This is a genomic window from Sphingomonas sp. PSPC2-2, assembly GCF_049897725.1.
Taxonomy (GTDB): Bacteria; Pseudomonadota; Alphaproteobacteria; order Sphingomonadales; family Sphingomonadaceae; genus Sphingomonas.
In genome coordinates this window covers 56,021-81,113 of sequence record NZ_JAFCWU010000005.1, presented here as the reverse complement: position 1 = coordinate 81,113, position 25,093 = coordinate 56,021, and the positions used below count along the sequence as shown (strand labels likewise).

Sequence of the window (25,093 nt, the reverse complement as noted above, 5' to 3'; positions counted from 1 at the left end):
TAATGTGGGTCTGAACGCACGTGCGCCCGCCCGGTTGCGGTGTGCGAGGGCCTTATCGCGTCCTTTCGTCGCGTTCCAGCCGCGTAACGACACCATCGGTCGCGATATAGGCCGCCGACACCTCGGTCAGGAACAGGCCGTGCCCCAAAGCGCCCGGAATTGCGGCAATTTCAGCGGCAAGGCGGCGATGGTCGATATCAGGCGCAAAGCTGCAATCGAGGATGGAATTTCCCTGATCGGTAAGGAAATTTTCCCGCAGGGCGACCTGGGCACCAAGGTTTTCGAGTCGCGCCGCCACGAAATTCCGGGCGAAGGGCAAAGTCTCGACCGGGATCTTCGCCGCCCCGATCGCGGCGACGCGCTTGGAGCCATCGGCGATCACCAGCATCCGCGCGCTGGCGGCGGCGACGACCTTTTCGCGGAGCATCGCACCGCCTGCCCCCTTGATCGCGCGCAAAGCACCATCGATTTCATCGGCACCATCGATGGTGAGATCGATCCGCGCGGGCAGTTCGATCAGCGTTATGCCGACCGAGCGCGCGTGCGCCTCGGTGGCAAGCGAGGTCGCAACCGCCTGAACGGCCAGCCCCCCACGCACCCGCTCGCCCAGCGCCTCGATCGCAAACGCTGCGGTGGACCCGGTGCCAAGGCCGACACTCATGCCAGCGCGAACCTCTTCCACCGCAGCCAGCGCGGCGAGGCGTTTGTCGGACTCGTTCATGGGGGCGCTCTACCATCGTTTGCTCGCGGGGCACACGGTGCGCGTTTTGAAATGCGTGGACAGCGGACAGGCGAGTTCGCAGCCGCCATTGGCGACAGCGGATGCTCAGGTTAAGCTCCAGCACCGCCCGTCGCTATGACAGAGATATATGGAATTTATAGTCGAGATCATTTTGCAATTTCTCGGCGAGATTTTGCTGCAGCTATTGTTCGAGTCCTTAGCTGAACTTGGCTTTCACGGGCTCGCCGACACCTTCAAAAAGCCAAGAAACCCGTTTTTATCGACAATCGGCTTCGCTTTGTGGGGTACGATGGCGGGCGGCATAAGCCTTCTGGTTATGCCCAGATCCTTCATCTCCAACCTTGGGCTTCGCGAAGCGAACGTCGTCATAACCCCGTTGGTTGTTGGGGGTGCCATGATGCTCATTGGGCGATTGCGGGAGAGCAAGGGGCAAACACAGGTAGGCATCGACCGATTTGGCTATGCCTTTGTATTTGCTTTTTCGATGGCACTTGTCCGCTTCAACTGGGCCCATTGACATAGCCAGACCGCCCCGCCTTTCATCGCGGATACGCAAAGACCCTAGCAACCGCTCCGCACATTTCCGCTGGCCCCGCGCCGCATCCCACGGCAAAGCCCTGCCCCATGATCGAAAAAATCCTCGGCATCCTCGCGACCTTCACCATCGGCGTCATTTCCAGCGGCGGCTATCTCGGCATTGCGTTGCTGATGGCGATCGAATCGGCCTGCATCCCGCTGCCGTCCGAGATCATCATGCCCTTTGCCGGCTATCTGGTCTCGACCGGGCATTTCAACCTGTACCTCGCCGCGACGGCGGGCGCGATCGGGTGCAATCTCGGCTCGATCGTCGGCTATGAGATCGGCAAGCGCGGCGGGCGGCCGGTGGCCGAGCGCTGGGGCCGCTATGTGCTGGTCGGGCCGGGTGAGCTCGACGCCGCCGACCGCTTCTTCGCGCGCTTCGGCAATATCGCGGTGCTGATCGGGCGTCTGCTGCCGGTGATCCGCTCGTTCATCGCGTTTCCGGCGGGCGTGGCACGGATGCCGCTGATCCCATTCCACATCTACACCTTTATCGGATCGTGGCCGTGGTGCTTTGGCCTCGCCTATCTCGGCATGGTGCTGGGTGACAAATGGAACAGCGACCCGCGCGTCAAGGCGGCGTTCCACAGCGCGGACGTGGTGATTGCGGTGGTGCTGGTCGCGGCGATCGGCTTCTATGTCTGGCACCGCGTGCGCGGCTTGAAGCGGCATTGATCCGACACGACATCTCTTTGGCTGCCCGGACGTAACTAAGTGCGGCCAAGACACGAACTACGTCGTGTCCCATCAAGAGGTGTCCCGATGTTAAAGCCCCGTTTCTTCGCCACAGGTCTTGCCGGAGTCGCGCTGTTCGCGCTCGGCGGTGCCGCGCAGGCCGAGCGCGCCGTGCCGCTGCCCGTCGCCAAGACCGATGTTACCGCCACCGGTCGGCAAACCGCCGTGTTCGCGGGCGGCTGTTTCTGGGGCATGGAAGCGGTGTTCGAGCATGTGAAGGGCGTGACCAACGTCACTGCCGGCTATGCCGGGGGCACGCGCGACACCGCGACCTATGATCAGGTTTCAAGCGAAACGACCAAACATGCCGAGGCGGTGCGCATCGTCTATGATCCGGCCAAGGTCAGCTATGCGACGCTGCTGCGCGTCTATTTCTCGATCGCGCACGATCCGACCCAGCTCAATCGGCAAGGCCCCGACAGCGGCTACAGCTATCGCTCGGCGATCTTCCCGCAAAGCGCGGCGCAGCGTGGCGTCGCCGCCGCCTATATCGCGCAATTGGGCCAAGCGCATGTCTTCGCCAAACCGATCGTGACCAAAATCGAGTCGGGCGCGTTCTTTCCGGCGGAGGACTATCATCAGAATTTTTACGACCGGAACCCCAACCACCCCTATATCGTGACCTTCGACAAACCAAAGGTTGCGGCGTTCCGCGCAGGCTTTCCGCAATTGGCGAGCTGAGATGTGAAATCCCTCCCGTTCACGGGAGGGATTTTTGGCAGCGGCTTACGCCGCCAGCCGAAAGCGCAGCAAGCGATCCTCGACCGGGATCAGCGCTTCCGCCCCTCGCCCGACTGCGCGGACAATCTCCGGGTGTGCTGCATCCAGCCCCCCCGTTAAAGCGCCGAACGCGGGCAGGATCAGCTTGCACGCACTGGCGACGAAGCAGCGGCGGGAGACCGAACGACCGCGCACCCGCAACCGCAATTTGGGATGGAAATGGCCCGAAAGCTCGGGACGGACTTCGTCGGGCACAGCTTCGTGCCGCAGGATCAACCCGTCGACCTCGGCCTCGTCAACAACGACCCCGCCGCAACGATCGACCATTCCCGCATCATGGTTGCCGGTGATCCACGTCCACGCGATCGCACCGGTCAGCGCGCGCAGCCGCGCCTGCGCCGCATCGGGCAAGCGATCGCATCCCTCATCGTCGTGGAAACTGTCGCCCAGGCACCAGATTTCGCGCGGGCGCAGCGTCTCCGCCAGCGCGGTCAGATCGGCAAGCGTCGCCAGCGAATCATAAGGCGGCAACATTTGACCACCGCGCGCGTACCAGCTTGCTTTCTCGAAATGCAGGTCGGCCACCAGCAACGCCCCGCGCGCGGGCCAGAACAGGGCACCGCTCCCCAAAGCAAGGAAATCACGACCTGCGAACGAAAAGGGAACCATGCCCTTGGCTATGTCGCAATGGTGGCCTCGGTGCAACGCCCGTGACACCGCCTGGCCAGCGCGAGTATCAAAGGCCTTGCGCAAAGCCCCCACGAGCGTAAAGCGCGCCGTCCTTCCTGACGAGCCATTCACCGCTTATGACCGCAGCGACCGCGACCAAGCCTGACAGTCCCGCCCCGCATGCGCCGCATCCGGCGTTGCTGGCCTTGACGATCGGCGCGATCGGCGTGGTGTTCGGCGATATCGGCACCAGCCCGCTTTACGCCTTCCGCGAAGCGTTGAGCCAGACCGCGGGCGACGGCATCGACGCCAGCGAGATTCTGGGCGTGCTCAGTCTTGCGATCTGGTCGCTGATCCTGGTCGTCACCGTCAAATACGTCATCTTTCTGATGCGCGCGGACAATCAGGGCGAAGGCGGCGTGCTGGCGCTCACCGCACTCGCCCGGCGCGCGCTGGGGCGGCGCTCGCTCATCGCGCTGGTGCTGGGGGCGGCGGGGGCCTCGCTCTTCTACGGCGATGCGATCATCACGCCGGCCTTGTCGGTGCTGTCGGCGGTGGAGGGGCTGAAGACCATTCCCGCACTGGCCAATATCTTCGACGATTCGGCGATCCTCGGCGTCACGATCGTGATCCTCGTCGCGCTGTTTTTCATCCAGAGCCGCGGCACGGCGAGCGTTTCGACGCTGTTCGGGCCGGTCTGTATCGTGTGGTTCCTGGCGATTGGCGGGCTCGGCCTGTGGCACATCGCCGACGAACCTTCGATCCTGCGCGTCATTTCCCCGCATTATGGCGCGATCCTGCTCGCCACACACGGCGTCACGGGCCTGTTCGTGCTGGGGGCTGTGTTCCTGACGGTAACGGGCGCCGAGGCCTTGACCGCCGATATGGGCCATTTCGGTATCAAGCCGATCCGTATCGGCTGGTTCTTCCTCGTTTTCCCCTGCCTGGTGCTCAATTATCTCGGCCAGGGTGCCTTTGCGCTCAATGCGCTTGAGGCGGCGGCGGCGGCGGGAACGCCCTTCGTCAACCAGGACTGGTTCTTCGTGATGGCGCCGGAAAGCGTGCGGCCGTGGCTGATCGTGCTCGCGATGATGGCAACCGTCATCGCCAGTCAAGCGGTGATCACCGGTGCCTATTCGCTGACGCAGCAGGCGATCCAGCTCGGCCTGTTGCCGCGCCTGCGCATCCGCCAGACCTCGGCCGCACAGGCCGGACAAATCTATCTGCCGTCGATCAACTGGCTGCTGCTGACGGGCGTGCTGGTGCTGGTAATCCAGTTCCGCACCTCCTCGGCAATGGCTGCCGCTTATGGCATTGCGGTTACGGGCACGATGGTGGTGACGACGTTGCTCGCCTATATCGTGGTGCGCCATCGCTGGAACTGGGGGCGTCCGCTGGCACTCGCGGTGATCCTGCCGTTCCTCACGCTCGACCTGATCTTCTTCGGCGCGAACATCCTGCGCGTGGTCGAGGGCGGCTGGGTGCCGCTGGTCGTGGCAGGGGTGATCGGCCTGATCATCTACACCTGGAATCGTGGTCGCGGCATCGTCCGCGCGTTCGAGGCGCGGCAGAGCGTGCCGCTTGCCGATCTCGCCGCCGCGCTCGCCAAGCGTCCGCCCGAGCGCGTGGAGGGGACCGCCGTGTTCCTCACCGCCAATCCCGACAGTGCCCCCGGCGCGCTGCTGCACAATCTCAAACACAACAAGGTGCTGCACGAGAAGAACCTGATCGTCAGCGTGCGCACCGCCGACCGTCCCTATGTCGAGCCGCACGAACGCTCCGAAATCCGCCGAGTCGACGACAATTTCACCATCATCGTGCTGACCTATGGCTTCATGGAATCGCCCGACGTGCCGCGCGACCTTGGGCTGGAGGCGGTCAGCCACAAGAAGGTGCTCAACCCCGCCAAGACCAGCTATTTCATCGGTCGCAACACGATCAAGCCCGCCGCCAATCAGGGTATGCCACTGTGGCAGGACCGCATCTTCATGTTCCTGCAACGCAATGCCAGCGACCCGACCGACTTCCTCAAGATCCCGCCGGGCAAGGTGCTGGAATTGGGCGAGCAGGTCACCGTCTAGGCGACGCGGCCGTCACAGATCGGGCAGCACCTGATCGGCAATGCCCCACCCCGCCAATTCTCGGGACGCGGCGCGCGCGATCAGCTCATCGGCATCGCGAATGCTCCACTGCGCGGCGGTATCGATGCCGCCGAGTTCGCTCCACGACACCGGTGCCGCCACCGGTGCCCCGGCGCGCGCGCGCGCAACATAGGGCAGCACCGCAGTCGCGCCGCGCTGGTTACGCAGCCAGTCGATGAAGATCCGCCCTTTGCGCTTGGCCTTGGACATGGTCGCGACGAAGCGGTCGGGCGCAGCCTCCCCCAGCGCGCGGGCGAAGCGATCGGCAAAATCCTTGACCGCGGGCCATTCGGCCTGTGGGGTCAGCGGCACGACGACATGCACACCCTTGCCGCCCGACAGCATCGCGAAGCTGACCAGCCCCAGTTCGGCAAGATGCTCCTTCAACTCGACCGCGGCCTTCTTGACCAGATCGAAGCCCAGCCCCTCATCGGGGTCGAGATCGAACACCATGCGATCGGGCTGTTCCAGCGTGGCGACCGAGGATCCCCAGCCGTGGAATTCGATCGTGCCCATCTGCACGCACGCGACCAGCCCGTCGGCATCGTCGATGTACAGATACTCTTCGGTTGACCCGTCTTTCTCGGTGATCGGCACCGTGTGGACATGCTCGCCCTTGAAGCTGCCCGCGTCATGCTTCTGGAAGAAACATTGCTTGGCGCGCCCCTGCGGACAGCGCACCAGGCTGATCGGCCGGTTGGCGGCCCAGGGCAGCATGATGCCCGCGACCTTGGCGTAATAATCGGCGAGGTCGCCCTTGGTGATGTTCGATTCGGGAAGGATCACCCGGTCGCGGCTGCTGACCTTGATGTGGATTTCGGGCGTTTCCGCCGCTTCCGGCTGCACCGGCGTTTCCGCCACCACCTCGCGCGCGGGCTTGTCCTCGCGCAGGCCGATGAAGCTCGAATGCCGCAATACGCCATCGGGCGTGGTCTCGGCAAAGGCCACCTCGGCGACCAGCTTTGGCGACACCCAATGCGCACCCCGCACCGCCGCGCGGGGCGCGGCGACGGTCGGCGTCTTGCGTTCGATCCTCTCCAGCCGCGCGCGCAGATCGAGCATCGTCGCGGTGTCGAAGCCGGTGCCGACCTTACCGGCATAGACCAGCCCGTCCGCCCCGTTCAGCCCTAGCAGCAACGACGCGAACCCGCGCGACTTGGCGCTCGGCGTCCAGCCGACGATGACGAACTCCTGCCGCCGCGTGCATTTGGTCTTGAGCCAGGCCTGCGTGCGCTTGCCGCGATAGGGTGCGTCGGCGCGTTTGGAGACGACGCCCTCATAGCCTTCCTTGCACATCGTTTCGAACAATGGCTCGCCCTGCCCGGCGATATGCTCCGAATATTGGACGCGCGGGTCCTTGCCGTCGATCAACGGCTGCAGGCGCTGCTTGCGCGCGAGATTGGTGAGGTCGGTCAGATCCTCGCCGTCGAGGTTCAACAGGTCGAAGGCGAAGAAGGTCATGTCGCCCCCGGAAGCGATCGCGTCCTTCAGCGTCGAGAAATCGGGGCGGCCCTCCTTGAACGCGACGATCTCGCCATCGAACAGTGCGGTCTCGACCGGGAGCCTGGCGACGGCATCGGCAATCGCCTGGAACTTGTTGGTCCAGTCGAGCCCGCTACGCGTGAACACCGTGGCCTTGCCCTTGGCGACCGCGATCAGCGCGCGATAGCCGTCGTACTTCACCTCATGCAGCCATTGGCTACCGGTCGGAACGGAATCGACGAGGGTGCAAAGCTGCGGCTCCTGGAACACCGGCCTGGCGGCCGTTTTCCGGCGAACGCCGGACTCCCCAGCGACGGGCGCAGCTTTTGCAACCCTGGCCCCTGGCTTTCGCCGGGGAGCCGCCGGCTTCTTCCCTTCCGCAATCTCCGCCATCGTGCGCCCGCTCGTCACGCTGGTCAGCGCGGTTTCGACCAGCGTATCGGCCCCGCCCGCCGCGGCATCGTCGATCTTGCGCAGCAGCCAGTTCTCGGCCTTCTCCTTGCCGCGTGGTTTCAACCGGATCAGCAGCCACTCCCCCTTCATACGCTGGCCGTCGAGCACGAAGTGGAGGTGGCCCTGCTCGAGGTCCTTGGCGCTCTTGCCCTTGATCGGGGACCAGGTGCCGCTGTCCCACAGCATCACTGTGCCGCCGCCATATTCGCCCGCCGGAATCGTTCCCTCAAAATCCGCATAGGACAAGGGATGGTCCTCGGTCCGCACTGCCAGCCGTTTCTGCGCGGGGTCCAGGCTCGGCCCGCGCGTCACCGCCCAGCTTTTCAGCACGCCATCGACTTCCAGCCGGAAATCCCAGTGCAGCCGCGATGCGTCGTGCTTCTGCACGATGAAACGATTGCCATGCCCGGGTTCGAGCGTGCCCGCAGGCTCCGCCGTCTTCGCGAAGTCGCGCTTGGCGTTGTATTTTTCGAGCGGGTCGAGCGTCATGCTTTCTCCCCTCCCTGGAAGGGAGGGGTTGGGGGTGGGTTCCTCCGAAATGGGCAATCGGCTCCGCCATGAGCCGACCCACCCCCTGCCCCCTCCCTTCCAGGGAGGGGAGAAGAGGCGGCCCTATGCACGTTTTTTAGCCAGCGCGCGCTTGGCGGGTGCCTTCTTGGCGGCGGGTTTCGCCTCTGCCTTGGCCGGAGCCGCGCCACCCATCGACTTCTTCAGCGCCGCCATCAAATCGACCACGTTCGATCCGCCCTTTTTGGGCGCGTCATCGCCCGCATCTTCGATGATCTTGCCGCCCTTCGCCTTGCGCTTGCGCTCGACCAGGTCGCGCAGCGCATCGACATAGCGATCGTGGAAATCCTGCGGGTGGAACGCCCCGCTCTTCTTCTCGATCAGCGCCTCGGCCAGTTCCATCAGATCGGCATCGGGCGTGTCGTCGGGAATGTCGCGGAAATAGCCCTGCGCCTTGTTCACTTCATCGGCATAGCGCAGCGTTTCCAGCACCATGCCGCGCCCGCACGGTTTCAGGCTTACGACATATTCGCGCCCGCGCATCGCCAATTGCCCGAGCCCGACCTTCTTGGTCCGTCGCAGCGCCTCGCGCAGCACGATGAACGCCTCCTCGGCCAGATCATCGGCCGGCACCACGAAATAAGGCTTTTCATAATAGAGCACGTCGATCTCGCTCGCATCGACGAACTGCGTCAGCTCCAGCGTCTTCTTCGACTCGAGCTTCACCGCATCGATCTCGTCCTGCCCGAGCAGCACGTAAGAGCCCTTTTCATATTCGAAGCCCTTCATGATCTCATCGGTGTCGACGGGACCAACGCCGGTGACCACCTTGTCGTAATGGATCGGCTTGCCGCTCGGCTCATGGATTTGTTTGAAGCTGATCTGCGCGCCCGATTTGGTCGCGCTGTAGATTTCGACAGGGATAGAGACGAGCGCGAGCCGGATCTGTCCTTGCCAATAGGCCCGTGCCGCCATCGTCCTGCCCCTCATCGTTGCGAAGACGATTCAATCCCTGGCGCGCAGAGTCGTTCCGTCGGTGCCGGATCGGGGTGACGCAACCGGACGGGCGCGCTAAAGCGACCGCATGACCGACGATCCCTTTGCCCTGTTCGAACTCTGGTATGCCGCCGCGCGCGCCAGCGAACCCAATGACACCAACGCCATGGCGCTGGCGACCGCCGACGCCAGCGGGCGTCCGTCGGTGCGAATGGTGCTGCTGAAGGGGCGCGGCCCCGATGGCTTCGTGTTCTACACCAATCGCGAGAGCCGCAAGGCGGGTGAGCTCGACGCCAATCCGCACGCCGCCTTGCTGTTCCACTGGAAGTCGCAGCGCCAGCAGATCCGCATCGAAGGCGCGATCAGCCGCGTTACCGATGCCGAATCCGATGCCTATTTCGCCTCGCGCGGGCGCGACTCGCAGCTTGGTGCCTGGGCCTCGGACCAGTCGCGCCCGCTGGCCGACCGCGCCATCTTCGAGGCGCGTTTCGCCGAGTTTCAGGCCAAGTTCGAAGGCCAGGACGTGCCGCGCCCGCCGCATTGGGGCGGCTATCGCGTAACCCCGGATACGATCGAATTCTGGCAGGACCGCGCGCATCGGCTGCACGAACGCCGCGTCTTCACCCGCACCGCAGAGGGCTGGACCGAGGGGCTGCTTTACCCATGACCGAAGACCAACGCCGCGCCATTCCGTTCGCTGTTCGCGCCGCGATCGCCAGCGTGGCGATGGCGATCTTCCTGATCGTGTTGAAATCCTACGCCGCCTGGTCGACCGGATCGATCGCGATGCTCGGCAGCCTGGCGGATTCCGGCCTCGATTTGCTGGCCAGCGCCGTGACGCTGTACGGCGTGCGCCTGGCCGCCCAACCCGCGGATCACGACCACCGCTTCGGTCACGGCAAGGCAGAAGCGCTGGCCGCCTTGTTCCAGGTGATGCTGATCACCGCCTCGGCGGCCGGGATCGCGTGGCGCGCGATCGTCGCGCTCGGCAGCAGCGAACCGACCCAGGGCGCGGAATTCGGCATCGGCGTGTCGCTGATCGCGATTTTCGCGACCATGGTGCTGCTCGCCTATCAGCGCGCCGTCATCCGCCGCACCGGATCGGTCGCGATCGTCGCCGACAACGTCCATTACCAGTCCGACGTGCTGCTCAACGGCTCGGTGATCGTGGCCTTGGTGCTCGATCAATATCTTGGCTGGCGCAGCGCCGATCCGATCTTCGGCATCGTGATCGCGCTGTGGCTCGCTTATGGCGCGTTTCGCGCCTCGTCCAACGCGATCGACCATTTGATGGACAAGGAATGGCCCGAGGCGATGCGCGCCGATTTCATCGAGGTCGCCGCACGCCAGCCGGGCATCAAGGGCATTCACGATTTCCGCACGCGCCACGCCGGCACGCACGATTTCGCGCAATTCCATATGGAGGTGCCCGGCGACATCACCGTCGCGCAGGCGCATAAAGTGGTGGAGGGCGTCGAACGCGCGCTGCATAAGGCCTTCCCCAAGGTCGAAGTGTTGATCCATCTCGATCCCGAAGGGCATGTCGATACCGACAATCCGCTGGTCGAGGCCGACGTCACCCCCCATTGGTTTGGAAAACGCGCATGAGACTGCCCATCGCCCAGATCGACGCCTTCGCTAACGCGCCCTTCACGGGCAATCCGGCGGCGGTGATGCCGCTTGCGGCATGGCTCGACGACGATGTGCTGCAAGCGATTGCCGCCGAGAACAATCTCAGCGAAACCGCGTTCATCCTGCCCGATGAAAGCGATGACAGCGATTTCGAATTGCGCTGGTTCACTCCCACTAACGAGGTGGTGTTGTGCGGCCACGCCACGCTGGCCAGCGGGCATTTCGTGCTGGCGAGCGATCCTGAGCGCGACCGCGTCACCTTCCGCACGCGCAAGGCGGGGGTCCTGTCGGTGGCGCGCGCGGGAAGCGGGTATGAGCTGGCTTTGCCCGCCTGGGGCCCATCACCCAGGCCGCTGCCGCATATCGTCGCGGCGCTCGGAGTCGAGGCGGCGGTTGAAACGCTGTGGCACCCGCATCGTTATGCGCTGATCGTGCTCGAAAATGCCGCGCAGATTCGCGCGCTCGACCCCGATTTCCGCGCGCTCGGGCGGCCCTCGCCCGCCGACCCGGCGGCGGGGGGCGGTGCCGAGGTCGATGTCCTCACCATCGTCACCGCGCCTGGCGACGAGACCGACGTGATCAGCCGGGTGTTCGCGCCCGGTGCCGGGATCGACGAGGACCCCGTCACGGGCTCGGCGCACGCGGTGATGACGCCCTATTGGGCCGCGCGCCTCGGCCGCGATCGCTTCACAGCGTATCAGGCAAGCGCCCGCGGCGGGCATTTGACGTGCCAGCTCGCTGGCGACCGCGTCGTGCTCGGCGGGCAGTGCGTGACGGTGATGGAAGGGACGTTCTTCCTACCCTGACCCGCGTCAGGCCGCGACGAGCGCGCCTTCGGTTTCCTCGATCCAGCCGCCGCCCAGCACGCGGTCGCCGGCATAGAGCACCGTCGCTTGCCCCGGTGCCACGCCATATTCGGGCGCATCGAAGCTCACGCGCGCGCCATCGAAGCGTGCCGCAACCGGCTTGGCGAGCGAGCGGACCTTGGCCGTCATCGGCCCGGTATAATCCCCGCCCAGCCAATTGACCCCGCTCAGCCGCGCCGCGCCGACCGCAAGCGCCGCCCTGGGGCCGACGATCACGCGCTTGGTCGCCGCCTCCAGTCGGATGACATACAGCGGCTCCGGCGTGCCGCCGATTTCCAGGCCACGCCGCTGTCCGACGGTGAAGTGAATCAGGCCACGGTGCCGCCCGAGCACGCGGCCCGCCTCATCGACAATTTCGCCGCTGGTGTCGGCCTCGGGCCGCAATTTCTTGACCAGCGACGCATAATCGCCATCGGGCACGAAGCAGATATCCTGGCTGTCGGGCTTGCCCGCCACCCCCAGCCCCAGTTCGGCGGCGATTTCGCGCACGCGCGGCTTGGGCAAGCCGCCCAGCGGAAACCGCAGATAATCGAGTTGCTCCTGCGTGGTTGCGAACAGGAAATAGCTTTGGTCGCGCGCGGGGTCGAAGGCGCGGTGCAGTTCGGCCCCCCTCTGCCCTTCCACGCGCCGCACATAATGGCCGGTCGCCAGGCAATCCGCCTCCAGATCGCGCGCGGCGGCGAGCAGATCGGTGAATTTCGGCCCCATATTGCACTGAATGCACGGGATCGGGGTCCGCCCGGCGAGATAATCGTCGGCGAAGCGATCGATCACCTGGTCGCGAAAGCGCGATTCATGGTCGAACACATAATGCGCGATACCCAGCCGGTCGCACACGCTGCGCGCATCGCGAATGTCGCGCCCGGCGCAGCACGACCCCGCGCGCCCGACCGCCTCGCCATGATCGTAGAGTTGCAGCGTGATCCCGATCGTCTCCGCCCCCGTCCGCGCGGCGAGCGCCGCCACGACCGAGCTATCGACGCCGCCCGACATCGCGACGACGATACGCTTGCCTGCAAGATCGGCACCCAGTTGAAAATCGGCTTCGTTCATGGCGGCGGAGATAGGCGCTCCTACGCGCACATGCAAAAAACCCAAAAAAAGATCGGCGGCTTTACCCGCCCGAAAGAACCTCGCCGCTACAGATAGAGTTCGATCCTTAGCGGAAGTGCATGCGTGGACCTGAGTTTTTCCAGATTCGAAGCCGATGCGACGGTGGTGGCGCTGCCGCCCGACCTCGCCGTGCTGATGGTCGGTATTGCCGCGCGGCAGGCCGCCAGCCCGACCGCGCTGGTTCAGGGACGCCTGCCCTCCATCACGCTGCAGCGCGCTTGGTTCGCACCCGCCCACGGCACGTTCAACCTCGCCGTGGCTGAGATGCTCGCCGCCTCGCCGATGCGGGAGCCCGAAAAATGAAGGCGCTGTTTACCGAGCCGCTTTAGCCGACGTTCAAGTCCTTAGAGTAATGACCGTTATTAAGATGCAGGGGTCCCCCCGCCCCGCCACGAGGTTACAGAATGATCGAAAACCAGAAGATTCGCCCAGCCAAGGTGATCGGCCCCCTCGGAGAGCCACTGACGCTCGAATCGCTTCCGCCGCCGGAGACGACCCGCTGGGTCGTTCGCCGCAAGGCCGAGGTGGTCGCAGCGGTCAATGGCGGACTGCTGTCGGTGGACGAGGTGTGCGATCGCTACGGCCTGACGGTCGAGGAATTTGCGGGCTGGCAGCGGGCGATTGACCGCTCGGGGATGCCGGGCCTGCGCGTCACGCGGATCCAGCATTACAAATCGCTCTACGAGCGTCAGCAGAAATACTGACCGTCGCACGCCACTCTTCAAACCGTAGCCGGAACAAAAATCGCAATTCGTGAGTCTTGTCCCCGTATCCCGGATGCAGCCGGGAAAATGGAGGGTAAGATGATCGGTCTCATTGTTTGGCTCGTGGTCGGTGGTGTGTGCGGCTGGCTCGCCAGCATGGTGATGCGCACCGATGGACAACAGGGCATTATTCTTAATGTCGTCGTCGGGATTATCGGATCGGTAATTGCATCGTTCCTGTTTGGCGCAGGCATCAACCAGGTCATTACTGTCATGACCTTCGTATATTCTTTGATTGGCGCGATCATTCTACTGGCGATCGTCAATCTTATCCGCCGCGGTTCGGTCCGCTAAGCGCGATCTAAGGTCGAAAAAAGGCCGCCGGGAGCGATCCCGGCGGCCTTTTTCGTTCAAGGCGTCGCCCAGGCGACGCAGATTATTTGAGCAGGAAGCGTACCAACAGCGTCACCGACACTTCGGTTTCGCCCGCCGCAACGGGGGTCGCGTCGCTCGCCTTCATCTGGCGGGCAAAGAGCATCGGCGGCTGTGGCGTCGCGCCGTCATTGGCACCGCTTTCCGCGATCGACACGATCCGTGCCACCGACAGCCCGGAAGCCTTGGCGTAAAGCTCGGCACGCGCCTGCGCGATCTTCACCGCCGAACTCCGCGCTTCATCAAGCGCCGCGTCGGGCTGGTCGATCGAGAGGCTTGGCCCATCGATCTGGTTCGCGCCTTCCGCGACCAACGCATCCAGAATTGCCCCTGATTTGGCAACATCGTGAAAGCGAACGGAGACGCTGTTGCTGGCTTGATAGCCTGTGACCACCGGGGCCTGCCCGTCTGCGTAGCGATATTGCGGACTGAGCGAGACATTGGCGGTGCGCACGTCGCGAGCCGAGACTCCCGCCTTTTTCAGCGCAGAGAGAACCCGGACCATGCGCGCGGCATTGTCCGACAGCGCCGCCGCTGCTGTCTGTCCTTGCGTAACCACCCCTGCCCGGATCGTCGCAACGTCGGGCACCCGCGCGACGTGCCCCTCCGCCGTGATATCGAGCAGGGTGCCATCGGGCAGCAAGGCCGGCGCGGTTTGCGCGACAGCGGGGCTGACCGCCGCCAACATCAAAGCGGGGGCAAGCAGAAAGAAGGTCGAACGCATGAAAACACTCCCGGTAGAACGAACCGCTCTTCGGCTCGCATTGTGCGGGCGACGATGGCAGCCTTCTCACCAACCGGAGATGAACAGATTATCGATTACGCCGCACAACAACGATACGGTACAGAGCCAGGACAATAACCGCGCCGCCAGTCGCGGCCGCATAGTTCTCCCAGCCACCCACCAACGCGATGTGCATCGATTTGGCAATGAACCCCGCAAGAAACGCGCCCGCAATGCCGATAAGAATCGTAACAATAAAGCCCCCCGGGTCTCTACCCGGCATGATGAGCTTGCCGAGCACGCCGGCAACCAGTCCGATCAGCAGCCAACCGAGAATAGAACGTTCCATCGCCTTTTCTCCCATAGCGTCCGCATTGTGGCAATCCGGGCGAGCCTCGCGCCCGCCCTGCATCGATGCAAGCAGTTTGTTTCGACACCGTGACAAAATGGGGCCATAAGCGGACATAAAGCTGCGCGGTTGCGACCGATTCGCGCCGATCGTATTGCGAGCGGGCCAGAAACACGCCATGCCATATTCTGACAGATCAGCCTCTTGAGGTTGGTGATCTATTTCTATAACACAGCAAGAATGAACGTCGGCAGCCGCACACTGTCGCGATAGGATGAGAGCCCAGGGGGCGGGGATTGACGCACATGAACTATGAGACGCGGGCGATCGGCAATGAGGAGGTGCTCAGCCTACCGGGCGGCCCCGGGCGGCCGCGCTGGCGGCTGTTTGCCATTGTCGGCGCGGTGATTGTGCTGCTTTTGGTGGGCGGTTATCTGATCTTCGGTCGGAGCAGCCCACCCGCGGCCAAGCCGACAGAACAATTGCCGCTGGTATCGGTGGTGATCCCCGGCCGCTCCAGCGTCGCGCGCACGATTTCGGCAACGGGGTCGCTTGCCGCACGGCGTGACATGCCCGTCGGCGTCTCCGGCGAAGGCGGCATCGTGACCCGCGTGCTGGTCGAACCCGGCCAATGGGTCGAGAAGGGCCAAGTGCTGGCGCGAGTCGACCGCTCGGTGCAAACGCAGACGGCGGCCTCGCTGGCCGCGCAGATCAAGGTCGCGCAGGCCGACGCGACGCTCGCCCAGTCCCAACTCGACCGCGCCAAGCAGTTGGTGTCGCGGGGCTTTATCTCCCGCTCCGACATCGACACCAAGACCGCGACTCGCGACGCCGCCGCCGCGCGCGTGAAGGTGGCCGAAGCGCAGCTGTCGCAGCAACAGGCGAGCAATGGTCGCCTGGACATTCGCGCACCCGCCGCCGGGCTGGTGCTGACGCGCAACGTCGAGGCCGGTCAGGTCGTCTCGGCGGGCTCGGGCGTGCTGTTCCGCATGGCGGAAAACGGCCAGTTGGAGCTGCGCGCGCAAGTCAGCGAAGCCGATCTGCGCGGGCTTCACGTAGGATCGCAGGCGAAGGTCACGCCGGTCGGCGGCAGCGACGTGTTTACCGGCGAGGTGTGGCAGGTCTCCCCCGTGATCGATCCGCAAACGCGTCAAGGCATCGCGCGCATCGCACTGTCCTATAACCCGCTCCTGCGACCCGGCGGCTTTGCTGCCGCAACCATCGTTTCGGGCTCGACCGACGTCCCGCAATTGCCCAACGCCTCGATCCAGAGCGATGAAAAGGGCAACTATGTCTATGTCGTCGGGCCCGACGACAAAGTTGTCCGGCGCGCGATCAAGGTCGGAGGGGTATCCGATTCGGGTGTCGCGATTGCGTCTGGACTGAATGGCACCGAACGGGTCGTCCTGACGGCTGGCGCGTTTCTCAATCCGGGTCAAAAGGTAAAGCCGGCGCTGGTGACAGCGGACGCGGCGAACAAGAGGTAGGACGATGAGCTTCCGGAACATCTCTGCCTGGTCGATCCGCAACCCGGTTCCGTCGATCGTGCTGTTCGTCATGCTGACGATCGCCGGGATCGTCAGTTTTCGCAGCCTTGACGTGAACAACCAGCCGGACATCGATTTTCCGGTCGTTATCATCGATATCGCGCAGCCCGGTGCCGCGCCGAGCGAGTTGGAAACGCAGGTTACCCAGCGTGTCGAGGCTGCCGTTCGATCGCTGCAAGGAATCGACGAGATCGATTCGACCGTAACCGAAGGCGATTCGCAGACGATCGTCCAGCTCGCGATCGGCACGCCGATCGATCGCGCGGTCGAGGACGTGCGCTCAGCCATCTCGCAAATCCGCAGCAATCTGCCCGAGGGCATTCTCGAACCGCAGATCATGCGCGCCGACACCACCGGCAACGATCTGGCCAGTTATGCCGCGATCAGCACCGACCTGACCGTCGAACAGCTGAGCTGGTACATCGACAATACCGTGTCGAAGGAATTGCTGTCGGTCTCGGGTCTGGCCGGGGTGCAGCGCAATGGCGGCGTCAACCGCGAAATCCGTGTCATTCTCGATCCCTTGAAGCTGTCGGCGCAGGGGCTCACCGCCGCGCAGGTCAACCAGCAATTGCGCCTGGTCAACCTCAACGCGGCCGGCGGGCGCGCCCAGATTGCGGGCTCGGAACAATCGGTGCGCGTGCTTGGCAATGCCCAGACCGCTTATGATCTCGGCCAGGTTCAAATCGCCACCGGCTCGGGCCGCACGATCAAGGTCGCGGATCTCGGCCGTGTCGAGGATCTCTATGCCGAGCAGCGTTCGGCTTCGCAGCTCAACGGCCGCCAGGTGCTGAGCTTCGATTTCCAGCGCGCCAAGGGTGCCTCGGACGTCACCGTTTTCGAAGAAGCCGAAAAGAAGCTGGCCGCACTCGAAGAGCGCAATCCCAAGGTTCACTTCAAACGCATTTCGGACAGCGTCAAATATACCAAGGCGCAATATGACGCGGCGATGGAGGCGATGGTCGAAGGGGCGGCACTCGCGGTGCTGATCGTCTTCGTCTTTCTGCGCGACTGGCGCTCGACGATCATCGCCGCGCTCGCCATCCCGCTCTCGGCAATCCCGACTTTCTGGGTGATGGAGCTGCTCGGCTTCACGCTCAACAACATGACCTTGATGGCGCTGAGCCTGGTGGCGGGCGTGCTGGTCGACGATGCGATCGTGGAAATCGAAAACATCGTTCGGCACATGCGGATGGGCAAATCGGCCTATCAGGCCGCGATCGACGCAGCCGACGAAATCGGGCTCGCCGTGCTGGCCACGACCATGGCGATCGTCGCGGTGTTCTTGCCAGTCGGCCTGATGCCAGGCATTTCGGGTGAGTTCTTCAAGAATTTCGGCCTGACCGTCGTCGCTTCGGTGCTGATGAGCCTTGCCGTCGCGCGCCTCATCACGCCGATGCTCGCCGCCTATTTTCTGAAGGCGCATGGCGAGGCCTCGCACGGCGAGGGCCGGATCATGGATATCTATATGCGCATCCTGCAATGGACCTTGCTGCATCGCTGGTCGGCGGTGGTGGGTGGGGCCGCTGCATTCGGCGCAACGATCTTCCTGTTCATGTCGATCCCCGCGACCTTCCAGCCGCTGCGCGACAGCGACAGCAGCACGGCGCTGGTCGAAATGGTGCCTGGCACGACGCTGGCCGAAACACAGGCCGTGGTGAACCGGGTTGCCGCGTTCCTGCAGAAGCAGCCAAGCGTGGAGTCGGTCTATTCGCGTGCCTTTGTCGGGAATGGCCGGGTGACCGCCATTTTCAAACCCAAGCGCGAGCGCAAGATGAAGAGCTACGAGTTCGAGCGCTCGCTCGCACCGGCGCTCCAGGCCATTCCCGACGCCCGGGTTTCCTTCCGCTCGAGCAGCGGCTGGGGCGGCGGCGGGCGCGCGCTCACCGTCACGCTTGGTGGCGACGACCCCAAATTGCTCGCCGAAACCGGTGCCAAGCTGGTCGAGCAGATGTCCAAGCTCGGCGATGTCGTCGCGCCGCGCATCGCTGGCGATTTGAAACGCCCTGAAATCGTCATCACGCCGCATATGGATCTGGCGGCAAGCCTGGGCGTAACGACCGCAGCGATGTCCAACGCGATCCGGCTCGCGACGCTTGGCGATATCGACCAGAACAGCGCCAAATTCTCGCTGTCCGATCGCCAGATCCCGATCCGCGTCGCGCTCGACCAGGATTCGCGCCAGCGCCTGTCGACGATCCAGAACATCCCGGTGCAAACCGCCACCGGCGGCTCGGTCCCGCTCAACGTCGTCGCCGATATCGGCTTCGGTGCGGGGCCGACCAAGATCGAGCGCGTGGCGCAACAGCGGCAGTTGACTGTCGGTGCCGATCTCGCGCCGGGCGTCGTCAGTGGTACCGCACAGAAGGAAATCCATGCGCTGCCAATCATGAAGACCCTGCCGATGGGCGTCAAAGAGCTCGTTCTGGGTGAGTCGAAGTGGCAGAATGAGCTGATCAACAACTTCATCGTCGCGCTGTTCGCCGGTGTCGTGTTGCTGTTCGCGGTGCTGGTGCTGTTGTACCGGCGCTTGCTGCCGCCCTTCGTCAACGTCCTGTCGCTGGCGGTTGCGCCGCTCGGCGGGTTGCTTGGCCTGTGGATCACCAACACGCCGATTTCGATGCCCGTCTATATCGGCCTGATCATGCTGCTCGGCATCGTCGCCAAGAACTCGATCCTGCTGATCGACTTCGCGCTCGAGGAGATGAACAAGGGCGTCGACAAGGTCGCCGCGATCATCGACGCCGGGCACAAGCGCGCGCAGCCGATCGTGATGACCACGGTGGCGATGGTCGCTGGCATGATGCCGACCGCGCTGGCGCTCACCGGCGATGGCTCGTCACGCGTACCGATGGGCATCACCGTGATCGGCGGTTTGACGATGTCGACGATCCTGACGCTGCTGATCGTACCGGCAAGCTTCAGCCTGGCGGTCGGCGTCGAAGCTCGGGTTGGTCCGTTCCTGCGCCGCAACCTGCTGACCTATCGCGCCGGCGACGATCATGGCCCGCTGATCGAAAACCGGCCGCGGCGGCCCGAACTCGGCCCGGCTGGCCCATCGCGAATCGTGTATCAGCCGGGGGACGACGAGCCGCATCCCGCCGAGTGAGCAGGTTGGGCGAAGTCTGGGATCGCCCGAAATTCGCTTTGCACTTGAACTATCGCCGCGTTCGGGGATTGGTCGGGGCATGAGCCGTACCCGACCACCCCGCACCTTCGAGGCCCCGCCCGCTGGCCTGGTGCGGATGCGCTGGATCGCGGGCGGGCTGCTCGTGCTCATGGCGGCGACCTTCCTGATCGCGCGCGCCTTCGATGATCGCTATCCCGCACTCGGCTTCGTACGGGCCTTTGCCGAGGCGGCGATGGTCGGCGGGCTGGCCGACTGGTTCGCGGTGACGGCCTTGTTCCGCCATCCGCTCGGCTTGCCCATCCCGCACACCGCGATCATCCCGCGCAACAAGGATCGCATCGGCACCACGCTCGCCGCTTTCCTGCGCGACAATTTCCTGATTCCGGGCGTCGTCGCGCGGCGCATGCGCGGGGTCGACATAGCCGGAGCGGCGGGCCGCTGGCTCGCCAATCCGCCCGGCGGCGATGGCCGGTTGCGACGCGGTGCCGCCGCCCTGGCCGCGCATATATTGGAAGCGTTCGACCAGCAGCGGCTCGGCGGAATGGTCAAGGCCGGGATCGGGCAACGGCTGCGCGCGCTCGACGTATCGCCTTTGCTCGGGCAGGCGTTGAGCGCGGCGATCGCCGAAGACAGGCATTTGCCGCTGCTCGACGGTATTGTGCGCTGGGGCGCACGGTTGCTGGCCTCCAACGAACAGCTTATCCGCCAGATGGTGCATGACCGGGCAGGCAGCGTGATGCGCTGGACCGGGCTGGACGAGACGCTGGCGACCAAGATCATCGATGGCCTCAATGGCTTGCTGACCGGCATCGCCGAGGATCCCGACCACCCGTTGCGCGAAAAGGCCGAGGCGGGGCTCGCCGCGCTTGCCCATGATCTGATCAACGATCCCCGCATGCGCGAGCGCGTGGCGGCGGTGAAAAGCGAGATCATCGACAATCCCGCGATGCAGCGCTGGCTCGACGGGCTGTGGGAGCAGGCGCGCGGCGGTATGCTGCGGATCGCGCGCAACCCTGATGCGATGCTGGCAGGCCCGGTCGGCGATGCGCTACGCCAGCTCGGCGAAACACTGCAGACCGATGCGAAGCTCCGCGCGACGATCAACCGGTTCGTGCGCCGCGCCGTGGTCGGCATGGCGGCGGATTATGGCGACGGCATCGTGCGGCTGGTGTCGGAAACGATCCAGGGCTGGGATGCGGGCACGATCACGCGCCGCCTGGAAAACGCGGTCGGCCGCGATCTACAATATATCCGCGTCAACGGAACGTTGGTCGGCGGCCTGGTCGGGCTGGCAATTCATGCAGTGGATGTCGCGTTGTAACGGTCGCCGAATACCCGGCCCGCGCCCTAACGCTCCCAATCCTCCACCGCCCAGCCGCGCGCGTGCGCCAGCGTGCGAAGCCGCCGGTGCGGGTTTGTGGCGATGCCGACGTCGGCCCATTCCAGCGACGGCGCGTCCGACACATGGTCCGAATAGAAGCGCACCACGGCGTCGGCGCGCGCGATCCCCTGCGCTGCCAGCCACGCCTCGATCATCCGAAGCTTGGCCGCGCCATAGCAATTCTCCCCCGCGATGCGCGCGCGCAGGACGCCACCTTCCTGCACCACCCCGGTCGCGATCACGGCGTCGAAGCCGAGCCGTTCGGCGATCGCGCGCGCATAAAAGCCGTAGGACGCAGTCGCCAGGACCAGCCGATAGCCCGCGGCACGGTCCGCCGCGATCTGCGCGAGCGCACCAGCATAGACGCCCGTGCCCACGATCCGATCCGCGAATCGTGCCGCAGCGCGCGCTGCCACCGCCTCGGGCAAGGCGTTACCGAGCAGGAGCGCGTGCGTCCTTTCCTTCAACCCGGCCCGCCCGATCGCTCCGACAGCATAGCCCAACGTCGCCAGACCGGCGAGCGGGAGCAAGGCCAGCCGCCAGGGAGCCTCCGCCCATGCCGTGCGGACAAGGAACGAAGTCCAAGTCGGCGCGTATGTAATAGTCTTGTCCATATCGTAGACGCTAAGATGGTGCATTGCAGCGCCATAGGATGTTCGAGCCTTGCCGATCTACCCCGATTGCAGCACAGAAGGCAGCAGATGACCGATATGGCCGCCTTCTCGTTCGACCGCGACACCGTGCGCTTCACGGGAAGCCTTTCGTTGGCGGCGATCGGGACGTTGCCCGAGCAATTGCGCGCTTTTCAGGGCGAGGTCGCGCATGTCGACCTGAGCGCGATCACGCGAATCGATACGGTGGGGGCATGGCTGATCCACCGCTTCGCCGCCGAGCATGATGCAGATGTCGTCGGGCTCGATGCCGATGGCGAACATCTGCTGTCGCAAGTCGCCCATGCAGACCAGCCGGTGGCGATGCGCCCCGCCCCCGTTGGGAGCTTAACCCGCGTCGTCGGCGAAATCGGCGATGCGGTCGTCCAGACTGGACGCACGCTCTACGGCCTGCTCGGCTTTCTTGGCGCGACGCTGATCGCCTTCTGGCATGTGACGACCCACCCCAAGCGCTTTCGCTTCAATGCGGTGATCCAGCGTTTCGAAGTGGTGGGGGTGAGCGCGCTTGGCATCATCGGCCTGATGAGCTTTCTGATCGGCATCGTTATTGCACAGCAGGGAGCTGTGCAGTTGCAGCAATTCGGGGCGGAGTTCCTCACCATCAATCTGGTCGGGCGAATCACACTGCGCGAACTTGGCGTCTTGATGACCGCGATCATGGTCGCCGGGCGATCGGGCTCGGCCTTTGCCGCACAGATCGGCACGATGAAGCTGACCGAAGAAGTCGACGCGATGCGCACGATCGGCGTGTCGCCAATGGAGGCGCTGGTGCTGCCGCGCGTGCTGGCGACGGTGATCATGATGCCGCTGCTCGGCATGTACGCGTCGATCGTCGCGATCATCGGCGGTCTGCTGCTATGCTGGGTCTCGCTCGGAATTCCGCCGGTGACCTTCGTCCAGCGGCTGCGCGAAGTCGTGCCGATCACCGATCTTTATGTCGGGTTGGTGAAGGCACCGGTGTTCGGCCTCATCATTGCCGTGGCCGGTTGCTTCCAGGGCATGCTGGTGGAGGGCGACGCCGAACAGGTCGGCACCCGCACCACATCGGCGGTTGTGCAGGCGATCTTTCTGGTGATCGTGCTGGATGCCTTCTTCGCGGTCTTCTTCACCTCGATCGGCTGGATATGACGCGCGATAGCAAGGCAGACGATCCCGTCATCGTCGTGCGCGGTTTGCGCAGCGCGTTTGGCGACCAAGTGGTGCATGACGGCATCGACCTGACGGTGCGTCGTGGCGAAATTCTGGGTGTGGTGGGCGGCTCCGGCACCGGCAAATCGGTGCTGATGCGCTCGATCATCGGCTTACAGGTGCCGGTCGCGGGCGACGTCGAGGTGTTTGGCGAATCGACCGTCAATCGCGAGGAAATCGACCTCACCGGGCTGACCAAGCGCTGGGGCGTGCTGTTCCAGGGAGGGGCGCTGTTTTCGACGCTGACCGTGGCCGAGAATGTGCAAGTGCCGCTGCGCGAATTCTATCCCGATCTGGAAGGCGCGCTGCTCGACGAAATCGCGGCGTACAAGGTGGTGATGACCGGTCTGCCAGCCGACGCAGGGCCGAAATTCCCCGCCGAACTGTCGGGCGGCATGAAGAAGCGTGCCGGGCTAGCGCGGGCGCTGGCGCTGGATCCGGAACTGCTGTTCCTGGACGAACCGACCGCAGGGCTCGATCCGATCGGTGCGGCTGCGTTCGACGAACTCACCGCCTCGCTGCAAAAGACGCTGGGGCTGACGGTGTTCCTCATCACACACGATCTCGATACGCTCTACGCGATTTGCGACCGCGTCGCCGTGCTGGCCGACAAGAAGGTGATTGCGGTGGGCACGATCGACGAACTGCTGGCGCTCGACCACCCTTGGATCCAGGAATATTTCAAGGGGCCGCGCGGGCGCGCCGCGATCGCCACAGTCCACAACAATGAAGAACGCGCGCAAGCGAAAGGCAGTAGCTGATGGAAACCCGCTCGAACCATGTTCTGGTCGGCACCGTCGTGCTGATCCTGATCGCGGTGATGTTGTTGTTCCTGGTGTGGATCGCACGCTGGGGCACCGCCACCGACAAGGAATATGATATCTTCTTCAAGCAATCGGTCGATGGTCTGGCCGTGGGATCGGCGGTCGCCTTTTCGGGCGTGCCGTCGGGCCAGGTCAAGGAAATCAAGCTGTGGAAGCCCGATCCGCAGTTGGTGCGCGTGCGGATCAGCGTGAATGCCGACACGCCAATCCTGGTCGGCACCACCGCCACGCTGCAGGGCAGCTTTACCGGCACCAGCACCGTGCAGCTCGATGGCGCGATCAAGGGCGCACCGCCGATCACATGTCCGGCGGTCAACCCGCTCAACGATTGCCCCAATGGCGTGCCGACGATCCCGACCAAGGCGGGAGGCCTCGGTGCATTGCTGAGTTCGGCTCCGCAATTGCTCGAACGTATTTCGACGCTGACCGAGAAACTGTCCGACGTGCTGTCGGAGAAGAACCAGCAGTCGATCACCGGCATCCTCGCCAATACCAATCGCCTGACCAAGGCATTGGCCGATCGCGGTCCCGACATCGCCGCCACGCTCGCCGAAACCAAAACGACCTTGCAAAAGGCGGGAATTGCCGCCGAACAGATCGGCAATCTCGCCGACACCACCAATGGCATGTTGAAGGATGATATCCATCCGGTGATGGGCAACCTCAACAAGGCGATCGCCAGCGCGCAGCACAGCATGGAAACGCTCGACGCCGCCGTCAGCGATGCGCGGCCCGGCTTGCAGGCGTTCTCCAAGCAGACCATCCCCGAGGTCGGCCAACTCGTCCACGATCTGCGCCAGATGTCGCAGGCGCTCACCTCGGTCGCCGAAAAGCTCGATCGCGGCGGCGCAAGCTCGTTGATCGGCCAGTCGAAATTGCCCGATTACAAGCCCGGAAAGGGACAGTGACTATGGTTCGTTCGTCCACCAAAGTGCTGCTCGCACTGGCTGCGATGGTGCCACTGGCGGGTTGCATCAGCTTTGCGCCGAAGCCGCCCCCTTCGCTGCTGACGCTGACCTCGACCACCACCTTGCCCGTCGGGAACACGCAGAATTCGGGGACCGCGCCCACCATCACCATCCAGGTGCCGGTGGTCGGCCAGTCGCTCGCCGGGACACGCATTCCGGTGCAAGCGAGCGAGACCTCGATCGCCTATGTCGCCAAGGCGCAATGGGTTGAGCCGCCCAACCGCATGTTCGCGCGGCTTTTATCGGACACGATCCCCGCAAAGACCGGTCGTATCGTGCTGAGCAGCTCGCAGGCGTTTTCCGATCCCGGCGCGGTGCTGTCGGGTGAATTGCGGGCGTTTGGCATCGATGCGGCCACGCAGGACGCGGTGGTCATCTTCGACGGATCGCTGATCCGCACCACCGGCAAGATCGTCGAGAAACGCCGCTTCGAGGCGCGCGTTCACGCCAGCGCGATTGCAGCAGGACCCGTCAGCGTCGCCCTCAATCAGGCCGCCAACACCGTTGCGGGCGAAGTGGCCGATTGGGTCGGCAAATAAG

25 protein-coding genes are annotated in these 25,093 nt (G+C 64.4%); 17 read left to right on the top strand and 8 right to left on the bottom strand.

Annotated elements, in window-relative coordinates:
- Positions 1–52: 52 nt before the first annotated feature.
- Positions 53–721, bottom strand: a complete 669-nt coding sequence (gene rpiA, locus ACP7BY_RS10660; protein ID WP_137902967.1) for a ribose-5-phosphate isomerase RpiA — start codon at positions 719–721, stop codon at positions 53–55.
- A gap of 148 nt (positions 722–869) precedes the next feature.
- Between rpiA and ACP7BY_RS10655 the strand changes: the two genes are divergently transcribed.
- The 3 genes from ACP7BY_RS10655 to msrA all read left to right on the top strand — a co-directional run bounded on the left by ACP7BY_RS10655 (position 870) and on the right by msrA (position 2,737).
- Positions 870–1,259: a hypothetical protein gene (locus ACP7BY_RS10655; RefSeq protein ID WP_137902966.1), complete on the top strand. Its 390-nt coding sequence runs from the start codon at positions 870–872 to the stop codon at positions 1,257–1,259.
- A 107-nt stretch (positions 1,260–1,366) separates the two neighbouring features.
- Positions 1,367–1,996: a DedA family protein gene (locus ACP7BY_RS10650; protein ID WP_033966280.1), complete on the top strand. Its 630-nt coding sequence runs from the start codon at positions 1,367–1,369 to the stop codon at positions 1,994–1,996.
- Positions 1,997–2,083: 87 nt separating this feature from the next.
- Positions 2,084–2,737, top strand: a complete 654-nt coding sequence (msrA, locus tag ACP7BY_RS10645; protein WP_033966282.1) for a peptide-methionine (S)-S-oxide reductase MsrA — start codon at positions 2,084–2,086, stop codon at positions 2,735–2,737.
- A gap of 45 nt (positions 2,738–2,782) precedes the next feature.
- Here msrA and pdeM read toward each other — a convergent pair whose 3' ends face one another.
- Complete coding sequence (gene pdeM / locus ACP7BY_RS10640) at positions 2,783–3,445, bottom strand: ligase-associated DNA damage response endonuclease PdeM (RefSeq protein WP_137902965.1); 663 nt, start codon at positions 3,443–3,445, stop codon at positions 2,783–2,785.
- 137 nt (positions 3,446–3,582) lie between these two features.
- Between pdeM and ACP7BY_RS10635 the strand changes: the two genes are divergently transcribed.
- A complete protein-coding gene (locus ACP7BY_RS10635; RefSeq protein WP_033966283.1) occupies positions 3,583–5,526 on the top strand; it encodes a potassium transporter Kup in 1,944 nt (647 codons plus the stop codon).
- A 12-nt stretch (positions 5,527–5,538) separates the two neighbouring features.
- Here the strand turns inward: ACP7BY_RS10635 and ligD are convergent, their stop codons facing one another.
- A complete protein-coding gene (gene ligD / locus ACP7BY_RS10630; protein WP_033966284.1) occupies positions 5,539–8,010 on the bottom strand; it encodes a DNA ligase D in 2,472 nt (823 codons plus the stop codon).
- A gap of 123 nt (positions 8,011–8,133) precedes the next feature.
- Positions 8,134–9,003 carry a Ku protein gene (locus ACP7BY_RS10625; protein ID WP_033967410.1) on the bottom strand — a complete coding sequence of 290 codons (870 nt, stop codon included), beginning with the start codon at positions 9,001–9,003 and terminating at the stop codon, positions 8,134–8,136.
- 109 nt (positions 9,004–9,112) lie between these two features.
- Between ACP7BY_RS10625 and pdxH the strand changes: the two genes are divergently transcribed.
- From pdxH to ACP7BY_RS10610, 3 genes are read left to right on the top strand one after another with little or no spacing between them, the layout of a single operon-like run.
- A complete protein-coding gene (gene pdxH, locus ACP7BY_RS10620) occupies positions 9,113–9,691 on the top strand; it encodes a pyridoxamine 5'-phosphate oxidase (RefSeq protein WP_033967411.1) in 579 nt (192 codons plus the stop codon).
- A complete protein-coding gene (locus ACP7BY_RS10615; protein ID WP_137902964.1) occupies positions 9,688–10,632 on the top strand; it encodes a cation diffusion facilitator family transporter in 945 nt (314 codons plus the stop codon). Before pdxH ends, ACP7BY_RS10615 begins: the two co-directional genes overlap by 4 nt.
- Positions 10,629–11,462 (top strand): PhzF family phenazine biosynthesis protein, encoded by an 834-nt coding sequence (locus tag ACP7BY_RS10610; protein ID WP_033967412.1) that lies wholly within the window; start codon positions 10,629–10,631, stop codon positions 11,460–11,462. The genes ACP7BY_RS10615 and ACP7BY_RS10610 overlap by 4 nt, the downstream gene beginning before the upstream one ends.
- Before the next feature lie 6 nt (positions 11,463–11,468).
- Here the strand turns inward: ACP7BY_RS10610 and mnmA are convergent, their stop codons facing one another.
- Complete coding sequence (gene mnmA, locus ACP7BY_RS10605; protein ID WP_137902963.1) at positions 11,469–12,575, bottom strand: tRNA 2-thiouridine(34) synthase MnmA; 1,107 nt, start codon at positions 12,573–12,575, stop codon at positions 11,469–11,471.
- Positions 12,576–12,698: 123 nt separating this feature from the next.
- On the opposite strand from mnmA, the gene ACP7BY_RS10600 reads away from it, so the two are divergent.
- The 3 genes from ACP7BY_RS10600 (at position 12,699) to ACP7BY_RS10590 (ending at position 13,693) form a co-directional block, all read left to right on the top strand.
- Positions 12,699–12,938: a hypothetical protein gene (locus ACP7BY_RS10600; protein ID WP_171010552.1), complete on the top strand. Its 240-nt coding sequence runs from the start codon at positions 12,699–12,701 to the stop codon at positions 12,936–12,938.
- Positions 12,939–13,039: 101 nt separating this feature from the next.
- Positions 13,040–13,339 (top strand): DUF1153 domain-containing protein, encoded by a 300-nt coding sequence (locus ACP7BY_RS10595; protein WP_010404863.1) that lies wholly within the window; start codon positions 13,040–13,042, stop codon positions 13,337–13,339.
- 102 nt (positions 13,340–13,441) lie between these two features.
- A complete protein-coding gene (locus ACP7BY_RS10590; RefSeq protein ID WP_029622546.1) occupies positions 13,442–13,693 on the top strand; it encodes a GlsB/YeaQ/YmgE family stress response membrane protein in 252 nt (83 codons plus the stop codon).
- Positions 13,694–13,775: 82 nt separating this feature from the next.
- Here ACP7BY_RS10590 and ACP7BY_RS10585 read toward each other — a convergent pair whose 3' ends face one another.
- Together ACP7BY_RS10585 and ACP7BY_RS10580 are read right to left on the bottom strand one after the other, a co-directional pair.
- On the bottom strand, positions 13,776–14,495 hold the full coding sequence (locus ACP7BY_RS10585; RefSeq protein ID WP_137902962.1) for an SIMPL domain-containing protein: 720 nt from the start codon (positions 14,493–14,495) through the stop codon (positions 13,776–13,778).
- An 88-nt stretch (positions 14,496–14,583) separates the two neighbouring features.
- A complete protein-coding gene (locus ACP7BY_RS10580) occupies positions 14,584–14,844 on the bottom strand; it encodes a GlsB/YeaQ/YmgE family stress response membrane protein (protein ID WP_081988733.1) in 261 nt (86 codons plus the stop codon).
- Between the two features lie 305 nt (positions 14,845–15,149).
- On the opposite strand from ACP7BY_RS10580, the gene ACP7BY_RS10575 reads away from it, so the two are divergent.
- The 3 genes from ACP7BY_RS10575 (at position 15,150) to ACP7BY_RS10565 (ending at position 20,842) form a co-directional block, all read left to right on the top strand.
- Positions 15,150–16,331, top strand: a complete 1,182-nt coding sequence (locus tag ACP7BY_RS10575; protein WP_137902961.1) for an efflux RND transporter periplasmic adaptor subunit — start codon at positions 15,150–15,152, stop codon at positions 16,329–16,331.
- A gap of 4 nt (positions 16,332–16,335) precedes the next feature.
- Positions 16,336–19,500 (top strand): efflux RND transporter permease subunit, encoded by a 3,165-nt coding sequence (locus ACP7BY_RS10570; protein WP_033965195.1) that lies wholly within the window; start codon positions 16,336–16,338, stop codon positions 19,498–19,500.
- A 79-nt stretch (positions 19,501–19,579) separates the two neighbouring features.
- Complete coding sequence (locus ACP7BY_RS10565) at positions 19,580–20,842, top strand: DUF445 domain-containing protein (protein ID WP_052192361.1); 1,263 nt, start codon at positions 19,580–19,582, stop codon at positions 20,840–20,842.
- 26 nt (positions 20,843–20,868) lie between these two features.
- On the opposite strand, the gene ACP7BY_RS10560 is transcribed toward ACP7BY_RS10565, so the two are convergent.
- Complete coding sequence (locus tag ACP7BY_RS10560; RefSeq protein WP_171010551.1) at positions 20,869–21,540, bottom strand: HAD family hydrolase; 672 nt, start codon at positions 21,538–21,540, stop codon at positions 20,869–20,871.
- Between the two features lie 63 nt (positions 21,541–21,603).
- Between ACP7BY_RS10560 and ACP7BY_RS10555 the strand changes: the two genes are divergently transcribed.
- From ACP7BY_RS10555 to ACP7BY_RS10540, 4 genes are read left to right on the top strand one after another with little or no spacing between them, the layout of a single operon-like run.
- Positions 21,604–22,701, top strand: a complete 1,098-nt coding sequence (locus tag ACP7BY_RS10555; protein WP_033965197.1) for an ABC transporter permease — start codon at positions 21,604–21,606, stop codon at positions 22,699–22,701.
- A complete protein-coding gene (locus ACP7BY_RS10550) occupies positions 22,698–23,522 on the top strand; it encodes an ABC transporter ATP-binding protein (protein ID WP_126845537.1) in 825 nt (274 codons plus the stop codon). The genes ACP7BY_RS10555 and ACP7BY_RS10550 overlap by 4 nt, the downstream gene beginning before the upstream one ends.
- On the top strand, positions 23,522–24,493 hold the full coding sequence (locus ACP7BY_RS10545) for an MlaD family protein (protein ID WP_033965200.1): 972 nt from the start codon (positions 23,522–23,524) through the stop codon (positions 24,491–24,493). Before ACP7BY_RS10550 ends, ACP7BY_RS10545 begins: the two co-directional genes overlap by 1 nt.
- On the top strand, positions 24,490–25,092 hold the full coding sequence (locus ACP7BY_RS10540) for an ABC-type transport auxiliary lipoprotein family protein (RefSeq protein WP_033965201.1): 603 nt from the start codon (positions 24,490–24,492) through the stop codon (positions 25,090–25,092). The genes ACP7BY_RS10545 and ACP7BY_RS10540 overlap by 4 nt, the downstream gene beginning before the upstream one ends.
- Position 25,093 lies beyond the last annotated feature (1 nt).

What these genes read in the sequence shown, in the direction of transcription:
- pdxH (WP_033967411.1), top strand. Translation starts at nt 9,113, where the DNA reads ATGACCGACGATCCCTTTGCCCTGTTCGAACTCTGGTATGCCGCCGCG.
- ACP7BY_RS10635 (WP_033966283.1), top strand. Translation starts at nt 3,583, where the DNA reads ATGACCGCAGCGACCGCGACCAAGCCTGACAGTCCCGCCCCGCATGCG.
- ACP7BY_RS10580 (WP_081988733.1), bottom strand. Translation starts at nt 14,844, where the DNA reads ATGGAACGTTCTATTCTCGGTTGGCTGCTGATCGGACTGGTTGCCGGC.
- ACP7BY_RS10615 (WP_137902964.1), top strand. Translation starts at nt 9,688, where the DNA reads ATGACCGAAGACCAACGCCGCGCCATTCCGTTCGCTGTTCGCGCCGCG.
- ACP7BY_RS10565 (WP_052192361.1), top strand. Translation starts at nt 19,580, where the DNA reads ATGAGCCGTACCCGACCACCCCGCACCTTCGAGGCCCCGCCCGCTGGC.
- ACP7BY_RS10575 (WP_137902961.1), top strand. Translation starts at nt 15,150, where the DNA reads ATGAACTATGAGACGCGGGCGATCGGCAATGAGGAGGTGCTCAGCCTA.
- ACP7BY_RS10585 (WP_137902962.1), bottom strand. Translation starts at nt 14,495, where the DNA reads ATGCGTTCGACCTTCTTTCTGCTTGCCCCCGCTTTGATGTTGGCGGCG.
- ACP7BY_RS10610 (WP_033967412.1), top strand. Translation starts at nt 10,629, where the DNA reads ATGAGACTGCCCATCGCCCAGATCGACGCCTTCGCTAACGCGCCCTTC.
- ACP7BY_RS10655 (WP_137902966.1), top strand. Translation starts at nt 870, where the DNA reads ATGGAATTTATAGTCGAGATCATTTTGCAATTTCTCGGCGAGATTTTG.
- mnmA (WP_137902963.1), bottom strand. Translation starts at nt 12,575, where the DNA reads ATGAACGAAGCCGATTTTCAACTGGGTGCCGATCTTGCAGGCAAGCGT.
- msrA (WP_033966282.1), top strand. Translation starts at nt 2,084, where the DNA reads ATGTTAAAGCCCCGTTTCTTCGCCACAGGTCTTGCCGGAGTCGCGCTG.
- ACP7BY_RS10550 (WP_126845537.1), top strand. Translation starts at nt 22,698, where the DNA reads ATGACGCGCGATAGCAAGGCAGACGATCCCGTCATCGTCGTGCGCGGT.
- ACP7BY_RS10650 (WP_033966280.1), top strand. Translation starts at nt 1,367, where the DNA reads ATGATCGAAAAAATCCTCGGCATCCTCGCGACCTTCACCATCGGCGTC.
- ACP7BY_RS10570 (WP_033965195.1), top strand. Translation starts at nt 16,336, where the DNA reads ATGAGCTTCCGGAACATCTCTGCCTGGTCGATCCGCAACCCGGTTCCG.
- ACP7BY_RS10595 (WP_010404863.1), top strand. Translation starts at nt 13,040, where the DNA reads ATGATCGAAAACCAGAAGATTCGCCCAGCCAAGGTGATCGGCCCCCTC.
- rpiA (WP_137902967.1), bottom strand. Translation starts at nt 721, where the DNA reads ATGAACGAGTCCGACAAACGCCTCGCCGCGCTGGCTGCGGTGGAAGAG.
- pdeM (WP_137902965.1), bottom strand. Translation starts at nt 3,445, where the DNA reads ATGGTTCCCTTTTCGTTCGCAGGTCGTGATTTCCTTGCTTTGGGGAGC.
- ACP7BY_RS10555 (WP_033965197.1), top strand. Translation starts at nt 21,604, where the DNA reads ATGACCGATATGGCCGCCTTCTCGTTCGACCGCGACACCGTGCGCTTC.
- ACP7BY_RS10545 (WP_033965200.1), top strand. Translation starts at nt 23,522, where the DNA reads ATGGAAACCCGCTCGAACCATGTTCTGGTCGGCACCGTCGTGCTGATC.
- ACP7BY_RS10560 (WP_171010551.1), bottom strand. Translation starts at nt 21,540, where the DNA reads ATGCACCATCTTAGCGTCTACGATATGGACAAGACTATTACATACGCG.
- ACP7BY_RS10625 (WP_033967410.1), bottom strand. Translation starts at nt 9,003, where the DNA reads ATGGCGGCACGGGCCTATTGGCAAGGACAGATCCGGCTCGCGCTCGTC.
- ligD (WP_033966284.1), bottom strand. Translation starts at nt 8,010, where the DNA reads ATGACGCTCGACCCGCTCGAAAAATACAACGCCAAGCGCGACTTCGCG.